Genomic DNA, 15,920 nt, shown 5'->3' with positions numbered 1-15,920 from the left:
CTGCCGACCGCTCCCTCGCGGCGCCGGGTTCGGCAGGAACGTAACAAGGATGAAAGAGAGCCGAAAGACCTTGCGGCAATTTTCTGCAAGAGCGGGGGATCGTTACATCCACGTGTCCTGAGGGTTGCCATTGCATCGCTTGACGGCGGCCCTTTTGCGCTACTCGGGGCACCTGGGCAGAGGGTTGCAAAGCCCTTCGCAAGCCCTTGCAGAGACTGTTATTTTGGTCTTCAGCAACCGTCACTACGCACCCGCACCCACGTTGACCTCGTTAGTTGTACGTCCCCCCCGCCCCGGACAGTAACGAGAGGGACCCTTTATGACCCACGAGCTCGCCGCCGCCATCGGCTTTCCGGCCCCCGCGGCCGCCGAAGGGCCGCACCCTGCAAGCTCTTCCACCGAGCGCGCGGACTGGTGGCGCGATGCCGTCATCTACCAGGTGTACGTGCGCTCCTTCGCCGACAGTGACGGTGACGGCATCGGCGATCTGCGCGGGGCTACCCAGCGTCTGCCGTATCTCGCGCAGCTGGGCATCGACGCCGTCTGGCTCACGCCCTTCTACGCCTCCCCACAGGCCGACGGCGGCTACGACGTCGCCGACTACCGGGCCGTCGACCCGCTCTTCGGGGATCTCGCCGACGCGGACGAACTCGTACGCACCGCCCACGAGTTGGGCCTGAGAGTGATCGTGGACGTCGTCCCCAACCACACGTCGGACCAGCACCCGTGGTTCCGGGCCGCACTCGCGGACCATGACGGAGGAGCGGCCCGCGCGCGCTACCACTTCCGGCCCGGCAAGGGCCCGGCCGGCGAGCTGCCGCCCAACGACTGGGAGTCGGTCTTCGGCGGCCCCGCCTGGACCCGGACACCGGACGGCGAGTGGTACCTCCACCTCTTCGCGCCCGAGCAGCCCGACCTCGACTGGGAGAACGAGGAGGTGCACGAGGAGTTCGACTCGGTGCTGCGTTTCTGGCTGGATCTCGGCGTCGACGGCTTCCGCATCGATGTCGCGCACGGCATGGTCAAGGCGGCCGGCCTGCCGGACATCGGCCACAAGGAACAGGCCAGGCTCATCGGCGCACAGACACTGCCCTTCTTCGACCAGGACGGGGTGCACGAGATCCACCGCTCCTGGCGCAGGCTCCTCGACTCCTACCCGGGCGACCGGATCGGCGTCGCAGAGGCCTGGGCCCCCGGCCCGGACCGGCTCGCGCTGTACGTACGCCCCGACGAGCTGCACCAGGCCTTCAACTTCCAGTTCCTGCGGTGCCCTTGGGACCCTGAGGCGATGCGCAGCGTGATCGACGAGTCGCTGGCCGCCACCGCCTCGGTGGGAGCGCCGACCACCTGGGTGCTCTCCAACCACGACGTGGTCCGCCACACCACCCGCTACGGCGGCGGTGAGCAGGGGCTGCGCCGGGCCCGCGCGGCCGCACTGCTCATGCTCGCGCTGCCCGGTTCGACTTACATCTACCAGGGCGAGGAGCTCGGGCTGCCCGAGGTCACCGACCTGCCGGACGAGGTGCGCCAGGACCCCGCCTTCTTCCGGGCAGCGGGGCAGGACGGCTTCCGCGACGGCTGCCGGGTGCCGATCCCGTGGTCCGGCCAGGAGCCGCCGTACGGCTTCGGCCCCGGAACCAGCTGGCTGCCCCAGCCCCGGGTCTGGCGGGAACTGTCCGTGGCGGCCCAGACCGGCGACCCGCTGTCGACGCTCGAGCTCTACCGCTCGGCGCTGGCGCTGCGCCGTGCGCTGCCGGGCGGCCCGATGCGGTGGCTGCCGGGGCCAGAAGGGCTGCTCGCGCTGTCCCGCACGGGCCTGGTCTGCACCCTCAACACCACCGGAGCGGAGATCGAACTGCCCCTGCCGGGACGGCTGCTGATCTCCTCCGAGGCCATGGAGCCGGTGGGCGACACAGCCCGTATTCCGGCTGATTGCTGTGCGTGGTGGGCAATCTGACGTGCGACCGGTAAGGTCCAGTCCTGTGACCGCACGGCTTGCCGACATCGCAGCCCAGGCGGGAGTCAGCGAAGCCACAGTCAGCCGCGTGCTCAACGGCAAGCCCGGTGTGGCCGCCGCCACCCGCGAATCCGTACTCGCAGCGCTCGACGTGCTCGGATACGAGCGCCCCGTGCGGCTGAAGCAGCGCAGTGCCGGCCTGGTCGGCCTGATAACTCCGGAGCTCGACAACCCGATCTTCCCGGCGCTCGCCCAGGTTATCGGCCAGGCCCTGACCAGGCAGGGCTACACCCCCGTCCTTGCCACCCAGACCCCGGGCGGCTCCACCGAGGACGAGCTCACCGAAATGCTGGTGGACCGCGGGGTCTCCGGAATCATCTTCGTCTCGGGCCTGCACGCGGACACCACCGCCGACATGCAGCGCTACGACCAGCTGCGCGGACAGGGCGTGCCCTATGTCCTCCTGGGCGGCTTCTCGCCCAAGGTGAAGGCCCCCTTCGTCTCGCCCGACGACCGGGCCGCGATGCACCTCGCCGTGACCCATCTCGCCTCACTCGGCCACACCCGGATCGGCCTGGCGGTCGGCCCGAAGCGGTTCGTTCCCGTACTGCGGAAGATCGAGGGCTTCCAGCAGGCCCTCGAGGCCCGACTCGGTCTCGCCCCCGAGGAGTCAGAGGAACTGATCCAGCACTCTCTCTACACCCTCGAAGGCGGCCAGGCCGCGGCGGGCGCCCTGATCGGACTCGGGTGCACCGCAGTGGTGTGCGCGAGCGACATGATGGCGCTCGGCGCAATCCGGGCCGCGCGCGGGCGGGGTCTGAAGGTGCCGCGCGATGTTTCTGTGGTGGGCTTCGACGACTCGCCGCTCATAGCGTTCACGGACCCGCCGCTGACCACCATCCGGCAGCCGGTGCAGGCCATGGGACAGGCCGCTGTCCGCACCCTCCTGGAGGAGATCGGCGGGACTCCCGCTCCGCACAGCGAATTCGTCTTCATGCCGGAGCTGGTGGTACGGGGATCGACCGCCTCCGGGCCCCGGCAGCGCCCCTCACAGGGACCGGGTGGAGACAGTCGTACCTAGGGCGTAGACAATGCAAACAGGACCAGACCGGGGGATGATCAGTGTGGAGGCAGCATCTGGCAGACTCTCGTCCCATGGGTGAAGCGACCGTGAAGACTATGGAAGGCCGGACGGCCACTCCTCCACCCATGGCGGATGAGGCCGCCGATGCGCCTTCGCGCAGTCGGCTGCAACGGCTGCGGTCGCCCCGCCACCCGCGGATCTGGTTCGAAATCCTGCTGATCGCGGTGAGTTACTGGACGTATTCGCTGGTCCGCAATGCCGTTCCGGAGCAGAAGGCACAGGCTCTGCGCAACGCGGACTGGATCTGGGACGCCGAGCGGTCGCTCGGCCTGGCAGTGGAGCAGTCGGTCAACCACGCCGTGAATTCGATGACATGGCTGATCGTCTCGATGAACTACTACTACGCCACGCTGCATTTCATTGTGACGATCGGCGTGCTGGTCTGGCTCTACCGCAGCCATCCTGGCCGGTATGCGGCTGCCCGTCTTGTCCTGTTCGCCACGACAGGTGTGGCGCTGGTCGGTTACTACCTTTATCCGCTCGCGCCGCCTCGGCTGATGAACGGCAACGCCTTCATCGACACGGTCCTGGTACACCACACCTGGGGCTCGATGGCCTCGGGCAACCTGAAGAACATGTCGAACCAGTACGCCGCGATGCCGTCGATGCACATCGGCTGGTCGCTCTGGTGCGGCCTCATCATTTTCGCGCTGGTGTCGGCGCCGTGGGCGAAGATCCTCGGTCTGCTCTATCCGACGTTGACGCTGGTCGTCATCGTGGCCACCGCGAACCACTTCTGGCTGGACGCGGTGGGCGGCATGATCTGCCTGGCCTTCGGCTTCGTGGTGTCGTACGCGTGGTTCCGGGCGTATCCGCACCAGCTGGCGCAGCGGGTCCCCGCGGTCGAGGAGGAGGCGAGCCGCCCGCAGGCGATTCGCGCGCTGGGGTTCTCCCGCCGCTAGGGGGTCTTGGGGAAGTCCCGCGTGTTTCAGAAGTCCCGCATGTCCAGGAAGTCCCGCACATTTCGGAAGTCCTGTATGTCCAGGAAGTCCCGTGCGTCCAGGAAGTCCCGCACCCCTACGCCCCGTAGAACAGCTCCTCCACGACCGCCCGCGCCCTCCGCGTAATCCGCCGGTAGTCGTCCAGCATGTCCCCCACATGACCCGGCCCGTACCCCAAGTACCGCCCCACCGCTCCCAGTTCGCGCCCGTCCGACGGGAACGTGTCCCCCGCGCGGCCGCGGACCAGCATCACGCCGTTGCGCACCCGCGTCGCCAGCACCCATGCCTCGTCCAGGATCTGCGCGTCCTCCGTCGCGATCAGGCCCGCCGCGTGGGCGGCCGCCAGCGCATCGCGGGTCCGCGTCGTGCGCAGGCCCGGTTCCGCCCAGCCGTGGCGCATCTGGAACAGCTGGACCGTCCACTCGACATCGCTCAGCCCGCCGCGGCCCAGCTTGGTGTGGAGCGTGGGGTCCGCCCCGCGCGGCAGGCGTTCGGACTCCATCCGGGCCTTCAGCCGGCGGATCTCGCGTACGGCGTCGTCGCCCAGACCCTCCGCGGGGTAGCGCAACGGATCGACCAGGTCCACGAAGCGCCGGCCCAGCTCCGCGTCGCCCGCCATCGGCTCCGCCCGCAGCAGCGCCTGGCTCTCCCACACCAGCGACCACCGGCGGTAGTACGTCTCGTAGGAGGCGAGCGTGCGCACCAGCGGGCCGCTCTTGCCCTCCGGCCGCAGATCCGCGTCGATCAGCAGCGGCGGGTCCGCCGTCGGCACCTGCAGCAGCCTGCGCATCTCCGTGACGACGGTGTTCGCGGCACGGCTCGCCTCCTGCTCGTCCACGCCCTCGCGCGGCTCGTGCACGAAGAGCACGTCTGCGTCGGAGCCGTAACTCTGCTCGTGCCCCCCGAAGCGGCCCATGCCGATGACCGCGAACCGCGTCGGCAGCGTGTCGCCCCAGTGCTCCCGCACCGCCGCCCGGAGCGCGCCCGCGAGCGTCGCCGCGTTCAGGTCGGTGACCGCGTTCCCGACCCGGTCCACCAGCGCCCCCGGGTCCGCCTCTGCCGGGCTCTCCTCGGTGCCGTACGAGCCGATCAGATCGGCGGCCGCGGTACGGAACAGCTCGCGGCGCCGCACGCCACGGGCAGCGGCGACCCCCGCCTCCGCCGTGTCCGCGCGCCCGACAGCCGCCAGGATCTCTTGCTCCAGGTGATCCCGGCCGCGCGGCCCCAGCCCTTCCGGGTCGCCGAGCAGCGCCACCGCCTCGGGCGCCCGCAGCAGCAGGTCGGGGGCGAGCCGCCCGGCCGACAGCACCCGCGCCAGGTTCTCCGCGGCCGCGCCCTCGTCCCGCAGCAGCCGCAGATACCAGGGCGTCTTGCCGAGCGCGTCGGACACCTTGCGGAAGCCGAGCAGCCCGGCGTCCGGGTCGGCCGAGTCGGCGAACCAGCCGAGCAGCACGGGCAGCAGGGTCCGCTGGATAGCGGCCTTGCGGGTCACGCCCGACGACAGGGCCTCCAGATGGCGCAGGGCCGCGCCGGGATCGGCGTAGCCCAGCGCTTCGAGCCGCTCCCGCGCCGCCTTCGGGCTGAGCCGCGTCTGACCGGGTGTGAGCTGTGCGACGGCGTCGAGCAGCGGCCGGTAGAACAGCTTCTCGTGCAGCCGCCGCACCACCGACGCGTGGCGCTTCCACTCCTTGTTGAGCTCGGCGACCGGGTCCGTACGCAGTCCGAGTGAGCGGCCGAGACGGCGCAGATCGGCCTCGTCCTCCGGCACCAGATGTGTACGCCGCAGCCGGTACAGCTGGATGCGGTGCTCCATGGCGCGCAGAAAGCGGTACGCGGAGTCCATCTGCGCCGCGTCCGCCCGCCCCACGTACCCGCCTGCCGCCAGCGCCCGCAGCGCGTCCAGCGTGCTGCCGCTGTGCAGGGTCGCGTCGCTGCGCCCGTGCACCAACTGCAGCAGCTGTACGGCGAACTCGACGTCCCGCAGCCCGCCGGGGCCCAGTTTGAGCTCGCGCTCGACCTCCGCGACCGGAATGTTGTCGACGACGCGGCGACGCATCTTCTGCACGTCGGCGACGAAGTTCTCGCGCTCTGCGGCCTGCCACACCAGCGGCGAGACGGCCTCGATGTACTCCTCGCCGAGCGCGGGGTCCCCGGCGACCGCCCGGGCCTTCAGCAGCGCCTGGAACTCCCACGTCTTGGCCCAGCGCTGGTAGTACGCAAGATGGCTGGAGAGGGTGCGCACCAGCGGGCCGTTGCGCCCCTCGGGCCGCAAATTGGCGTCGACCGGCCAGATCGTGCCCTCGACCGTCGCCTCCGAGCAGATCCGCATCAGGTGGGACGCCAGCCGGGTCGCGGCCTGCATGGCCTTGCTCTCGTCGGCGCCCTCAGCCTGCTCGCCGACGAAGATGACGTCCACGTCGGACACGTAATTGAGCTCGTGGCCACCGCACTTGCCCATGGCGATGACAGCGAGCCTGCACAGCGCGGCGTCGCCGGGCGCGGCGGTCCGGGCGATGGCGAGGGCGGCCCGCAGGGTGGCCGTCGCGAGGTCGGCCAGTTCGGCGGCGGTCTCGGCGACATCCGTCGTGCCGCACACATCGCGGGCCGCGATGGAGAGCAGGCACCGCCGGTAGGCGATCCGCAGCGTGACCGGGTCGTTCGCGTCGGCGAGGCCGCGCTCGAACTCCTCGATGCCCGGGTGCAGATCGGCCGTTTCGTAGTTGACGAGGGCCTTCCAGTCGCCCGGGTGGCGGGCAAGATGGTCGCCGAGCGCCTCGGACGCGCCGAGCACTCCGAGCAGCCGGTCGCGCAGGGGTTTCGCGGAGACCAGGGTGTCGAGGAGGCTCTGCCGGACCTCGGGTTTCTGCGCCTCCACGAGCCGTACGAGGCCGCGGAGCGCGAGGTCGGGATCGGCGACCGCGCCGAGCGCGTCGAGGAGCACCGGGTCGGTCCGTACGGGTGCCATGTCGGGGAGGCCGAGGAGCCGCTCGGCGGCGGAGGGATCGGTGAAGCCGTGCCGCAGCAGTCGCGTGAAGGTACTGCTTCTGCGCCCCGGCACCGTCATTCCGCCGTCTCCCGCCTGCCCGATCAAGGTACGTCCGGCTCGAACCCGCGCCTTGATCCCGATCCTCGATCCGATCAAGGTACGGGTTCGAGCCTAGCCCCAGGGACCCGCCGGGGACCCCCGTGATCCTCGCCCTTGTGCGCGTCCCGGCATCCGGCGGGATGTCCGCCGACCGATGAGTACGGGGGCCGGGCGCGGTCAACACATTCGGTGACCCCGAATGCGATAGGACCGCGCCATGCCTGAAAGCACGCACCTGCCCGAGCGGACCCCGGTGGCAGAGCTGGACGCCCGCTACAGCGACCCCAAGGCCACGGCCGCCGACTGGAGCCTGGCGGTCGCCCTCCTGGAATCCGCCGAGATCTTCTGGCTGTCGACGGTCCGCCCCGACGGCCGCCCGCACGTCACCCCGCTGATCGCCGTGTGGCAGGACGGCGGGCTGCATTTCTGCACCGGCGCCGACGAGCGCAAGGCCAAGAACCTACGCGACAATCAGGAGGTGGTCCTCACCACCGGCTCCAGCTCCCTCGCGGAGGGCTACGACCTGGTGATCGAGGGCACGGCGGCGCGAGTGACCGACGAGACGCGACTGCGCTCACTGGCCGCCGCGTACACCGAGAAGTACGGTGCGGACTGGCAGTTCGACGTCCGCGACGGCACCTTCGTGGGCGACGGCGGGGCCGCCCTGGTCTTCCGCGTGGAGCCGCGGACGGCCTTCGGTTTCGGCAAGGGCGAACCGTACGCCCAGACCCGCTGGCAGTTCACCAAGTTCGCACAGTAATTCGCACGGTGATTCGAACAGCGAGAGGGAGGAGCACCGATGGAATGGACGCTCGAAGTGGTCACCGTTCCGGTTTCTGACCTGGACCGGGCGAAGAGCTTCTACGAGGACAACTGCGGTTTCAAGGTCGACACCGACGCCCGCATCAGCGAAGAAACCCGCATCATCCAGATGACCCCACCGGGCTCCCGCTGCTCGATCGCCCTCATCTCGGGCATGCCCCCCGCCCCGGGCCAGCGCGAAGTGGAGCCCGGCTCGCTCCAGGGCCTCCAGCTGTGCGTGACGGACATCCACACGGCCCACGCCGAACTGGCCGACCGCGGCGTGGAGGTCAGCAACGTCCAGCACCTGGGCGCGAACGGCTGGGAGGACGGCAGCGGCGACACCTGGAACTCGTTCATGTTCTTCAAGGACCCCGACGGCAACGGCTGGGTGGTCCAGGAGGCTCCGGCACCACTGGCCGACCGCTGAGCGGGCGCCGGGCTATTCAGCCGAGCGGCATGTCCAGCACAGCCTTTCTGTGGCTGAACGTCTCCAGCGAGTAGCGGCCGTGGTAGTTGCCCGTGCCGCTCTCGCCGACGCCTCCGAAGGGCAGGTCGGACACCGTGAGATGAGCCATCGGGAGGCCGAACCCGACGCCGCCCGAGGAGGTCTCCGCCAGCAGCCGGTCGCGAGTCGCGGCCGAGTCGGTGAACGCGTACAGCGCCAGCGGCTTGTCCCGGTCGTTGATGAACGCGATGGCCTCGTCGAGGTCGGCGACCTCCACGATCGGCAGAATCGGGCCGAAGATCTCCTCGGACATGACCGGGGAGTCCGGCGCCACTCCGGCCAGTACGGTCGGAGCGAGGTAGCGGCTCGCGCGGTCGTGCTCGCCCCCGACGACCGGACGGCCAGAGCCGAGGAGGCCGGTCAGCCGGTCGAAGTGCCGTTCGTTGACGATCCGGCCGTATTCGGGCGAGGCAGCCGGATCGTCGCCGTACGCCTGCTGCACAGCCGTCTCCAGGGCGTCCTCGAGCTTGCTCGCGGTCACCGGGTCGGTGAGCACATAGTCCGGGGCTACGCAGGTCTGCCCCGCGTTGAGGAACTTCGTGGCCACGAGCCGGGAGGCCACCGTCTGCAGGTCCGTGCCCTGGTCGACGAACGCGGGCGACTTCCCGCCGAGTTCCAGAGTCACCGGGGTGAGGTGCTCGGCGGCCGCGCGCATCACGACGCGGCCCACGGTTCCGTTGCCGGTGTAGAAGATGTGGTCGAAGTGCTGCTCCAGCAGGGCGGTGGTCTCCGGGACGGCACCTTCCACCACGGCCAGCGCGTCGATGTCGACGAACTGCGGCAGCAGCTCGGCGATGACCCGGGAGGTGGCCGGAGCCAGCTCGCTCGGCTTGGCGACGACGCAGTTGCCCGCGGCGAGCGCGCCGACCACCGGCGCGAGCAGCAGGTGCGCCGGATAGTTCCACGGCGCGATGACCAGTACGACACCCAACGGGTCGTGCACCGTCCATGCCGTCGCCGGACGGAGCCGTTCGGGAACCTCGGCGGGCTCGGGCCGCAGCCACTCCTCCAGGTGTTCCAGGGTGTGGTCGATCTCGCCCACGGTGGAGCCGATCTCGGTACGGAACACCTCGCGCTCGCTCTTGGCCAGGTCCGCACGGAGCGCGGCGGCGAATTCCTGACTGCGCTCGGTCAGCATGGTCCGCAGGCCGGTCAGCTGCTCCCTGCGCCAGGAGAGCGGCTTGGTACGCCCGGTGCGGAAGGTGGCACGCAGCCGGGCGACGACATCGGCGGGGCGTTCAGCGTTTGAGTGCACCATGGCTCCTCGACACGAATGTAGGTGTATTCACCAGCAATGCGAAGTCCTACTGGAGTCACCCTGCCGGTTCCCCAGCGGGGCGGCATCCGGTGAGCCGCCGGCCGGGCTACGGCGCCGTCGAGGTCCCTGAACCAGGAGATGTTGCTGATCCGACCCCGTGGCCCTCGGGGATCGTGGCCGCGCGGCAGCGGGCCGGGACCCTCTCCAGAACTTGGGCAAGTACAGCTCAGCGGCTGGGCGCCGCACGAGTACCGCGTGCGCGCGGCCCAGCCGTTGCATGAGGTGATCTGAGCGGTTGTCCCAGTGACGGCGTAGTCAGGGCTGCGGCGGTTCTTGCCGGCGGTCCGCGCCGTACTGGTCCTTCAGCTTGTCCTGGCCGGTGTCCACCTGACCCCTGTACTTGCTCTGGGTCTTGTCGTCGACGTAGTCACCGGCTTTGTCGACGCCCTTGTCGGCCTGTGTCTCATGGCCCTTGAGCATGCTCTTGAGCTTGTCCATCATGGACATTCGGTCATCCTCCTCGCGCATGAGCCCCCGCACCTCCAGGGTCACCGCACACCGCGCGCTTCGCATCCGCACGGAACCGGCGCGCCGGGATTCGCACGCGGGTTGACGGGCGAGGCGCTCGTGGCCGCCGTCGGGACCGATCGTTCACGCATCAAGATCCACGTTTTCTATTGTCCCGCCCACCGGCACCTGCTGGACTGGCCCACGTACGGGCGCCAAGGAAAGGGCGGGGACATGACTGCGGTGCTCAGCACGGGGTGGGACAGCGTACGGCAGCGGGCCACACTCAGCACCCACGCGCCCGGGGCCGCCGCCCCGGTGGAGCGGCTGACCGCGCTCGGGCGGGCAGAGCTGCTCGGGCGGCTGCGCTGGGAGGTCATCCAGGGCGGCTCCCTGTTCCTGGCCTATCCCCAACTGCTCGACGGCGCCGCCTTCGCCGCGCTCCGGCCCGCCGCACTCCTCGACGAGTTGTCGATCCGGTCGATCGGTGGCGGCGCGGTGCTGCCGATCCGGGTGAACTCCCGGGACGCAGACCTGGCCGGGCAGCTGATCGCGATGCTCTCGAGCGGTTTCCGCTTCTCTTCCCTCCCGATCCCCGACGAACAATGCCTGCGACTCCAGCGGGAGTTGGCCGCCCGCGCGGACGGCGAGGCTGCGGTCGCGGCCCTCGCCGCGGAGGGGCCGGTCGGCACGGCGGACCGGCTGCTGGCGGCGACCGGTGTCCTGGACACTGCGCTGCGGCGGCGCACAGTCGCCCGCTGGGGAGACTGGCTGGAGGCCGCCGAGCGCGGCCTGCTGGAGGTCAGCCCCCTGGTGCCGGCCGACTACGAGAGCGCGTACGCGGTGCGGCCCCCGCCGCGGCCTGAGGACGTGGCGAGCGAAGAGGGCCGGGCTGTGCTCGCTGCCTGGACCGGCGGGGAGTTGGACGTACGCGGCCTGCCCAACCGCAGCCGCCTGTACGAGAGCCTTGCCCCCCTGCTGCGCTCCGCCGACCATGCGGCGCGGGCGGACGCAGTGATGCTGCGCGAGTCCTTCGACGAGACGTACTACCGGGCCATCGCGGCGGGCGAGGGCTGCCTGCTCGGGGTGGCCGCACCCCGGCGCGGCGTCCGCCGCCGGGAGGCAGCGGTGCATGCGGAGCGGACACCGGTCGTGACCTACCCGACGTGGTTCGAGCTGCGGCTCGGCCTGATGAGCGGGGAACAGTGGCAGCGTTACACCGACGACGCGGCCGACGCCCTCGCCGGCTGGTGGCAGCGGCACGACCTCGCCGCGCTGCAGGAGGTGGGCGACCTGCTCGGGGGTCGTACGAAGGAGCCACCGGCCGGTGGCGTGAACGAGGTGCCGGTGACCCGGATCCAGCGGGTCGTACGGTCCGCGCGCGGGATCACCGCCCAGATGGCGGCGGGCGGCGGACTGAGCCTGGCCGCCGACATGCTCGGGGAGGGTGCGCCTGCGGTACTCGCGGCCGGCGCGGCCGGAGCGCTGGCGCCGGTCGTCGTCGCGGCCGTGGCCGCCGGGCTGCCCCGCCTGGCCGACTACCGGGGGCGGTATGACGTGATAGAGCTCCCCGGGGGGCTACCAGGGAGGGCCTGATGGACACCGAGGCGCAGCGCACACACACCCGCAAGGCCTACACCGACGCCGATGGCGGGCGGTGGTGCGAGGTGTACCTCGACACCTACTGCCTGCCGTCCGGCGCCGAGGCCGTCCAGCACCGCATCCGCGTGGGCGGTGGCCGTACGGGAGTCGTGGTGCTGGCCCGACGGGGCGACGACATACTGATGGTCCGCCAGTGGCGACCCGCCGTCGGCCGGTGGGCCTGGGAACTGCCGCGCGGCTTCGGCGAGACCGACCCCGTCTCTGACGCGCTGCGCGAACTGGCTGAGGAAGCGGGACTGGCGGGGTCCGCGGGGGCTGTCGTGGCATACCTGGACGTCGACTCCGGCATGCTGGAGAACGAGGTTGCCGTCGTCGAGGTCATGGTTCCAGCTGACGCCCCGCTGCGACCCGACTCGGTCGGCGACGGCGAGGTCGCCGACGCGCGCTGGTGGAGCCCGGACGACATCGCGAAGGCGATCCGCGCGGGAGAGCTGCGGGACGGCTTCACGCTTGCCGCGCTCGGCGCGCTCAGCGCGACCCGGGGCCAGGTTTCCGGGCCTGGGGGCCAGGTTTCCGGCCCTCGGGGCCAGGATTCCGGCTCCTGGGACCAGGTTTCCGGGCCGGACGGCCCACAGACGGCCCAGGGCGGGTGAGACAGTCGCGGGGCCTGCGGTCGCCGACCGCAGGCCCCGTTTGCCGTGTGGCCGGAAATGTGGCTCCGACCTGCGGCTACAGCACCGGCAGGTTCTTCCGCAGCTCGAACGCCGTGACCTCCGAGCGGTACTCCTCCCACTCCTGCTTCTTGTTGCGCAGGAAGAAGTCGAAGACGTGCTCGCCCAGCGTCTCGGCCACCAGCTCGCTGCGCTCCATCAGCGTGATCGCCTCGCCGAGGTTCTGCGGCAGCGGCTCGATCCCCATCGCCCGGCGCTCGGCGTCCGAGAGCGCCCACACGTCGTCGTCCGCGCCGGCCGGGAGTTCGTAGCCCTCCTCGATGCCGTTGAGGCCCGCCGCCAGCAGCACCGCGTACGTCAGATACGGGTTGGCTCCGGAGTCGATGGAGCGGACCTCGACCCGGGCCGAGCCCGTCTTGCCCGGCTTGTACATCGGGACACGGATCAGCGCCGAGCGGTTGTTGTGGCCCCAGCAGATGTACGAAGGGGCCTCGCCGCCCGCGCCCGCGCTGCGGGCAGAGCCGCCCCAGATGCGCTTGTAGGAGTTGACCCACTGGTTCGTCACGGCCGAGATCTCCGCGGCGTGGTTGAGCAGGCCGGCGATGAAGGAGCGGCCGACCTTGGAGAGCTGGTACTCCGCGCCCGACTCGTAGAAGGCGTTCCGGTCGCCCTCGAAGAGGGAGAGGTGGGTGTGCATCCCGGAGCCGGGGTGCTCGCTGAACGGCTTGGGCATGAACGTCGCCTGGACGCCCTGCTCCAGCGCGACCTGCTTCATCACCAGGCGGAACGTCATGATGTTGTCGGCCGTCGAGAGCGCGTCCGCGTACCGCAGGTCGATCTCCTGCTGGCCCGGCGCGCCCTCGTGGTGGCTGAACTCCACCGAGATGCCCATGGATTCGAGCATGGTGATCGCCTGACGGCGGAAGTCCATGCCGACGTTCTGCGGGGTGTGGTCGAAATATCCGGAATTGTCCGCAGGGGTCGGCCGAGTGCCGTCCAGCGGCTTGTCCTTCAGCAGGAAGAACTCGATCTCCGGATGGGTGTAGAAGGTGAAGCCCAGGTCGGAGGTCTTGGCGAGGATCCGCTTCAGTACGTACCGCGGGTCCGCGAAGGACGGCGAGCCGTCCGGCATCAGGATGTCGCAGAACATCCGCGCCGTGCCCGGGGCCTCGGCCCGCCACGGCAGAATCTGGAAGGTGCTCGGATCCGGCTTGGCGATCATGTCGGACTCATAGACCCGCGCGAAGCCCTCGATCGCGGAGCCGTCGAAGCCGATGCCTTCGTCGAACGCCTGCTCCAGCTCGGCCGGGGCCACCGCGACCGACTTCAGGAAGCCGAGCACATCGGTGAACCACAGGCGCACGAAGCGGATGTCGCGCTCCTCGAGCGTACGGAGCACAAACTCCTGCTGCTTATCCATTTCCACCCATCCTTGCTGGTCAAGCCGCCTGCTCCGTACGAGCATGCCACCCATGAGTTTCAGGCGCGTTGCGTGCCTCGTCCAATGGCCGCTGTACCGGCTGAGCCCATTGTGAGTCAGTGCGTGCCCTGAGACGACCCTGAGGTCCCCCGATCCCTCGCTTACGGGCCTTTCCCCGCGGTTACCGGCCCCCGTATGAGGTGCAGAACGCGCCCGCACACTACGATCTGCGGCCATGGGGGGTCCGCGGCTCAACCACATCGAGCGCACCGCGCGTCCCATGGCGCTGCTCAGTGCCGTGGCGACGCTCCTCGGCGCGCTCTTCATCTGTACGAGCCCCGCCGCGAGCCCGGCCGACCCGCACCACGCACGCGCCGCCTCCGCGATCACCGCGACCGCCGCGATATCCGCCTCGGACGCCGAGACCGCGTACACCTGCCCGTACGACAGGGGCGCCTGCGGGCTGATGCCGCTGGTCAAGCCCGCCGTGCTCACCGCGCCGCCGCTGGACGCCCCGCTCGATGCCGGGGCTCAGCCCTCGCACCTCGGCCCGCCGCCGCCCGCCTCCCGGCTGCCCCGCTCACAAGCGCTGCCGCGCGCCCCGGGTCTTCACGTTCTTCAAGTGCTGCGGACGTAGCAGGCCCCGCCTCCCCTCAGCCCCTTGATCACCGCAGATGATCACCGCAGACTTCACGAAGGACGACACCCCCATGGCTTCCCGCAACAACGACCGCCGGGCCCGAATAGAGCAGATGCGCCGCGCCGAACAGGCCCGCGAGCGCCGCAGCCGCATCATCACGATCGCCGTCAGCGGTGTCGTCGTGGCCGGTCTCGTCGGCTTCGGCGTCTTCGTACTGAACAAGGAGTCGGAGGAGAAGGAGCAGAAGGTCGCAGAAGCCAAGGCTCCCGTCACCGGTGAAAAGGCCTGGGACGCGAAGAAGCTCGGCCGCAAGCACGTCGACAAGGCGGTCACCTACCCGATGAAGCCGCCGGTCGGCGGCGACCACAACCAGGTGTGGATGAACTGCAACGGCGACGTCTACAAGGAGCCGGTCCCCGACGTGAACGCCGTGCACTCGCTGGAGCACGGCGCGGTCTGGGTGACGTACAACGACAAGGCTCCGGCCGCGGACGTGACCAAGCTGAGCGAGAAGGTGAAGAAGACGCCGTACTCGCTAATGAGCCCGGTCAAGGACCAGGCCGGCGCGATCATGCTGAGCGCCTGGGGCAAGCAGCTCACCGTCGACGGCGCGGACGACCCGCGCGTCAGCCAGTTCTTCACGAAGTACGTGCAGGGCGCACAGACGCCGGAGCCGGGTGCCGCGTGCACGGGCGGGATGGGCGCTCAGTGACCGGTCCGACCGGTCTGACCCGTACGCACTGGGCGGCGATCACGGCGGTCGTGCTCGCTCTGCTCTTCGCGGGGGCCGCCACGGTGGCCTCCGCGGGCGGCGGCGAGGACGCCAAGTCCCTTGCGCCGACGGCGACTTCGGCGGACGCGGGCTTCGCGCGCGACATGGCGGTCCATCATCAGCAGGCCGTGGAGATGTCCTTCATCGTGCGGGACCGTACGCAGGACGACGAGGTTCGACGGCTCGCGTACGACATCGCCAACACCCAGGCCAACCAGCGCGGCATGATGCTGGGCTGGCTGGACCTGTGGGGTCTGCCCAAGGTCTCCGCGGACAGCGAGCCGATGGCCTGGATGCAGAAGGACGAGCACGGCGCGCACGCCGGGCACAGCGCCGGGCAGCAGGCCGAGGACGGCTCACTGATGCCGGGCATGGCGAGCAGAGTGGACCTGGAGCGGCTCGGCAAGGCCGGCGGCAAGCAGGCCGAGATCGAGTACCTCCAGCTGATGATCAGCCACCACAACGGCGGGATCACCATGGCCGAGGGGTGTGTGAAGCGCTGCACCGTCGATACGGAGCGGAGTCTCGCCCAGGGGATGGTGGACGCCCAGCGCTCGGAGGTCGGCCTGATGGTCGACCTGCTGCGCAAGCGGGGCGCCGCCGCCCGCACCTGA

At 70.2% G+C, this 15,920-nt stretch carries 14 protein-coding genes; 10 read left to right on the top strand and 4 right to left on the bottom strand.

What is annotated here, in order from left to right; all coding sequences use genetic code 11:
• Positions 1-319: 319 nt before the first annotated feature.
• From ACFYWY_RS01475 to ACFYWY_RS01465, 3 genes are all read left to right on the top strand, one after another.
• Entirely contained in the window at positions 320-1,957 is a 1,638-nt protein-coding gene (locus ACFYWY_RS01475) for an alpha-amylase family glycosyl hydrolase (RefSeq protein WP_389177874.1), read from the top strand.
• A gap of 25 nt (positions 1,958-1,982) precedes the next feature.
• Entirely contained in the window at positions 1,983-3,038 is a 1,056-nt protein-coding gene (locus tag ACFYWY_RS01470) for a LacI family DNA-binding transcriptional regulator (RefSeq protein WP_389177871.1), read from the top strand.
• Between the two features lie 74 nt (positions 3,039-3,112).
• Positions 3,113-4,003: a phosphatase PAP2 family protein gene (locus ACFYWY_RS01465; RefSeq protein ID WP_389177869.1), complete on the top strand. Its 891-nt coding sequence runs from the start codon at positions 3,113-3,115 to the stop codon at positions 4,001-4,003.
• Between the two features lie 115 nt (positions 4,004-4,118).
• Here the strand turns inward: ACFYWY_RS01465 and ACFYWY_RS01460 are convergent, their stop codons facing one another.
• Positions 4,119-7,106 carry a bifunctional [glutamine synthetase] adenylyltransferase/[glutamine synthetase]-adenylyl-L-tyrosine phosphorylase gene (locus tag ACFYWY_RS01460; protein WP_389177866.1) on the bottom strand — a complete coding sequence of 996 codons (2,988 nt, stop codon included), beginning with the start codon at positions 7,104-7,106 and terminating at the stop codon, positions 4,119-4,121.
• Between the two features lie 238 nt (positions 7,107-7,344).
• Here ACFYWY_RS01460 and ACFYWY_RS01455 point away from each other — a divergent pair, with 238 nt between their 5' ends.
• Positions 7,345-7,887, top strand: coding sequence for a pyridoxamine 5'-phosphate oxidase family protein (locus tag ACFYWY_RS01455; RefSeq protein WP_389177863.1), 543 nt, complete (start codon positions 7,345-7,347; stop codon positions 7,885-7,887).
• 39 nt (positions 7,888-7,926) lie between these two features.
• Positions 7,927-8,358 (top strand): VOC family protein, encoded by a 432-nt coding sequence (locus ACFYWY_RS01450; protein ID WP_389177860.1) that lies wholly within the window; start codon positions 7,927-7,929, stop codon positions 8,356-8,358.
• A 16-nt stretch (positions 8,359-8,374) separates the two neighbouring features.
• Here ACFYWY_RS01450 and ACFYWY_RS01445 read toward each other — a convergent pair whose 3' ends face one another.
• Both ACFYWY_RS01445 and ACFYWY_RS01440 read right to left on the bottom strand, forming a co-directional pair.
• Entirely contained in the window at positions 8,375-9,694 is a 1,320-nt protein-coding gene (locus tag ACFYWY_RS01445; protein ID WP_389177857.1) for an aldehyde dehydrogenase family protein, read from the bottom strand.
• Between the two features lie 315 nt (positions 9,695-10,009).
• The gene (locus tag ACFYWY_RS01440) at positions 10,010-10,201 is read right to left on the bottom strand and encodes an antitoxin (RefSeq protein WP_389178398.1); all 192 of its coding nucleotides are present in this window, start codon (positions 10,199-10,201) and stop codon (positions 10,010-10,012) included.
• Between the two features lie 234 nt (positions 10,202-10,435).
• On the opposite strand from ACFYWY_RS01440, the gene ACFYWY_RS01435 reads away from it, so the two are divergent.
• Both ACFYWY_RS01435 and ACFYWY_RS01430 read left to right on the top strand, forming a co-directional pair.
• Complete coding sequence (locus ACFYWY_RS01435; protein ID WP_389177854.1) at positions 10,436-11,797, top strand: hypothetical protein; 1,362 nt, start codon at positions 10,436-10,438, stop codon at positions 11,795-11,797.
• Positions 11,797-12,456: an NUDIX hydrolase gene (locus ACFYWY_RS01430; RefSeq protein WP_389177851.1), complete on the top strand. Its 660-nt coding sequence runs from the start codon at positions 11,797-11,799 to the stop codon at positions 12,454-12,456. The genes ACFYWY_RS01435 and ACFYWY_RS01430 overlap by 1 nt, the downstream gene beginning before the upstream one ends.
• Before the next feature lie 76 nt (positions 12,457-12,532).
• Here ACFYWY_RS01430 and ACFYWY_RS01425 read toward each other — a convergent pair whose 3' ends face one another.
• Entirely contained in the window at positions 12,533-13,894 is a 1,362-nt protein-coding gene (locus ACFYWY_RS01425; RefSeq protein ID WP_389177848.1) for a glutamine synthetase family protein, read from the bottom strand.
• Between the two features lie 235 nt (positions 13,895-14,129).
• Between ACFYWY_RS01425 and ACFYWY_RS01420 the strand changes: the two genes are divergently transcribed.
• Genes ACFYWY_RS01420 through ACFYWY_RS01410 form a run of 3 tightly spaced genes read left to right on the top strand, consistent with a single transcriptional unit; the run spans position 14,130 to position 15,920 of the window.
• Positions 14,130-14,531 carry a hypothetical protein gene (locus ACFYWY_RS01420; protein ID WP_389177845.1) on the top strand — a complete coding sequence of 134 codons (402 nt, stop codon included), beginning with the start codon at positions 14,130-14,132 and terminating at the stop codon, positions 14,529-14,531.
• Positions 14,532-14,568: 37 nt separating this feature from the next.
• Positions 14,569-15,246 (top strand): DUF3105 domain-containing protein, encoded by a 678-nt coding sequence (locus tag ACFYWY_RS01415; RefSeq protein ID WP_389177842.1) that lies wholly within the window; start codon positions 14,569-14,571, stop codon positions 15,244-15,246.
• Positions 15,243-15,920: a DUF305 domain-containing protein gene (locus ACFYWY_RS01410; RefSeq protein ID WP_389177840.1), complete on the top strand. Its 678-nt coding sequence runs from the start codon at positions 15,243-15,245 to the stop codon at positions 15,918-15,920. The genes ACFYWY_RS01415 and ACFYWY_RS01410 overlap by 4 nt, the downstream gene beginning before the upstream one ends.

The organism is Streptomyces sp. NPDC002870 (assembly GCF_042888505.1).
Taxonomy (GTDB): Bacteria; Actinomycetota; Actinomycetes; order Streptomycetales; family Streptomycetaceae; genus Streptomyces.
The sequence above is the reverse complement of the archived record's forward strand: the minus strand, read 5'-3'. Positions and strand labels throughout refer to the sequence as shown.

Coding starts and splice junctions, on each gene's coding strand:
- ACFYWY_RS01460 (WP_389177866.1), bottom strand. CDS start 7,106: ATGACGGTGCCGGGGCGCAGAAGCAGTACCTTCACGCGACTGCTGCGG.
- ACFYWY_RS01455 (WP_389177863.1), top strand. CDS start 7,345: ATGCCTGAAAGCACGCACCTGCCCGAGCGGACCCCGGTGGCAGAGCTG.
- ACFYWY_RS01420 (WP_389177845.1), top strand. CDS start 14,130: ATGGGGGGTCCGCGGCTCAACCACATCGAGCGCACCGCGCGTCCCATG.
- ACFYWY_RS01435 (WP_389177854.1), top strand. CDS start 10,436: ATGACTGCGGTGCTCAGCACGGGGTGGGACAGCGTACGGCAGCGGGCC.
- ACFYWY_RS01425 (WP_389177848.1), bottom strand. CDS start 13,894: ATGGATAAGCAGCAGGAGTTTGTGCTCCGTACGCTCGAGGAGCGCGAC.
- ACFYWY_RS01445 (WP_389177857.1), bottom strand. CDS start 9,694: ATGGTGCACTCAAACGCTGAACGCCCCGCCGATGTCGTCGCCCGGCTG.
- ACFYWY_RS01450 (WP_389177860.1), top strand. CDS start 7,927: ATGGAATGGACGCTCGAAGTGGTCACCGTTCCGGTTTCTGACCTGGAC.
- ACFYWY_RS01475 (WP_389177874.1), top strand. CDS start 320: ATGACCCACGAGCTCGCCGCCGCCATCGGCTTTCCGGCCCCCGCGGCC.
- ACFYWY_RS01430 (WP_389177851.1), top strand. CDS start 11,797: ATGGACACCGAGGCGCAGCGCACACACACCCGCAAGGCCTACACCGAC.
- ACFYWY_RS01440 (WP_389178398.1), bottom strand. CDS start 10,201: ATGTCCATGATGGACAAGCTCAAGAGCATGCTCAAGGGCCATGAGACA.
- ACFYWY_RS01415 (WP_389177842.1), top strand. CDS start 14,569: ATGATCACCGCAGACTTCACGAAGGACGACACCCCCATGGCTTCCCGC.
- ACFYWY_RS01465 (WP_389177869.1), top strand. CDS start 3,113: ATGGGTGAAGCGACCGTGAAGACTATGGAAGGCCGGACGGCCACTCCT.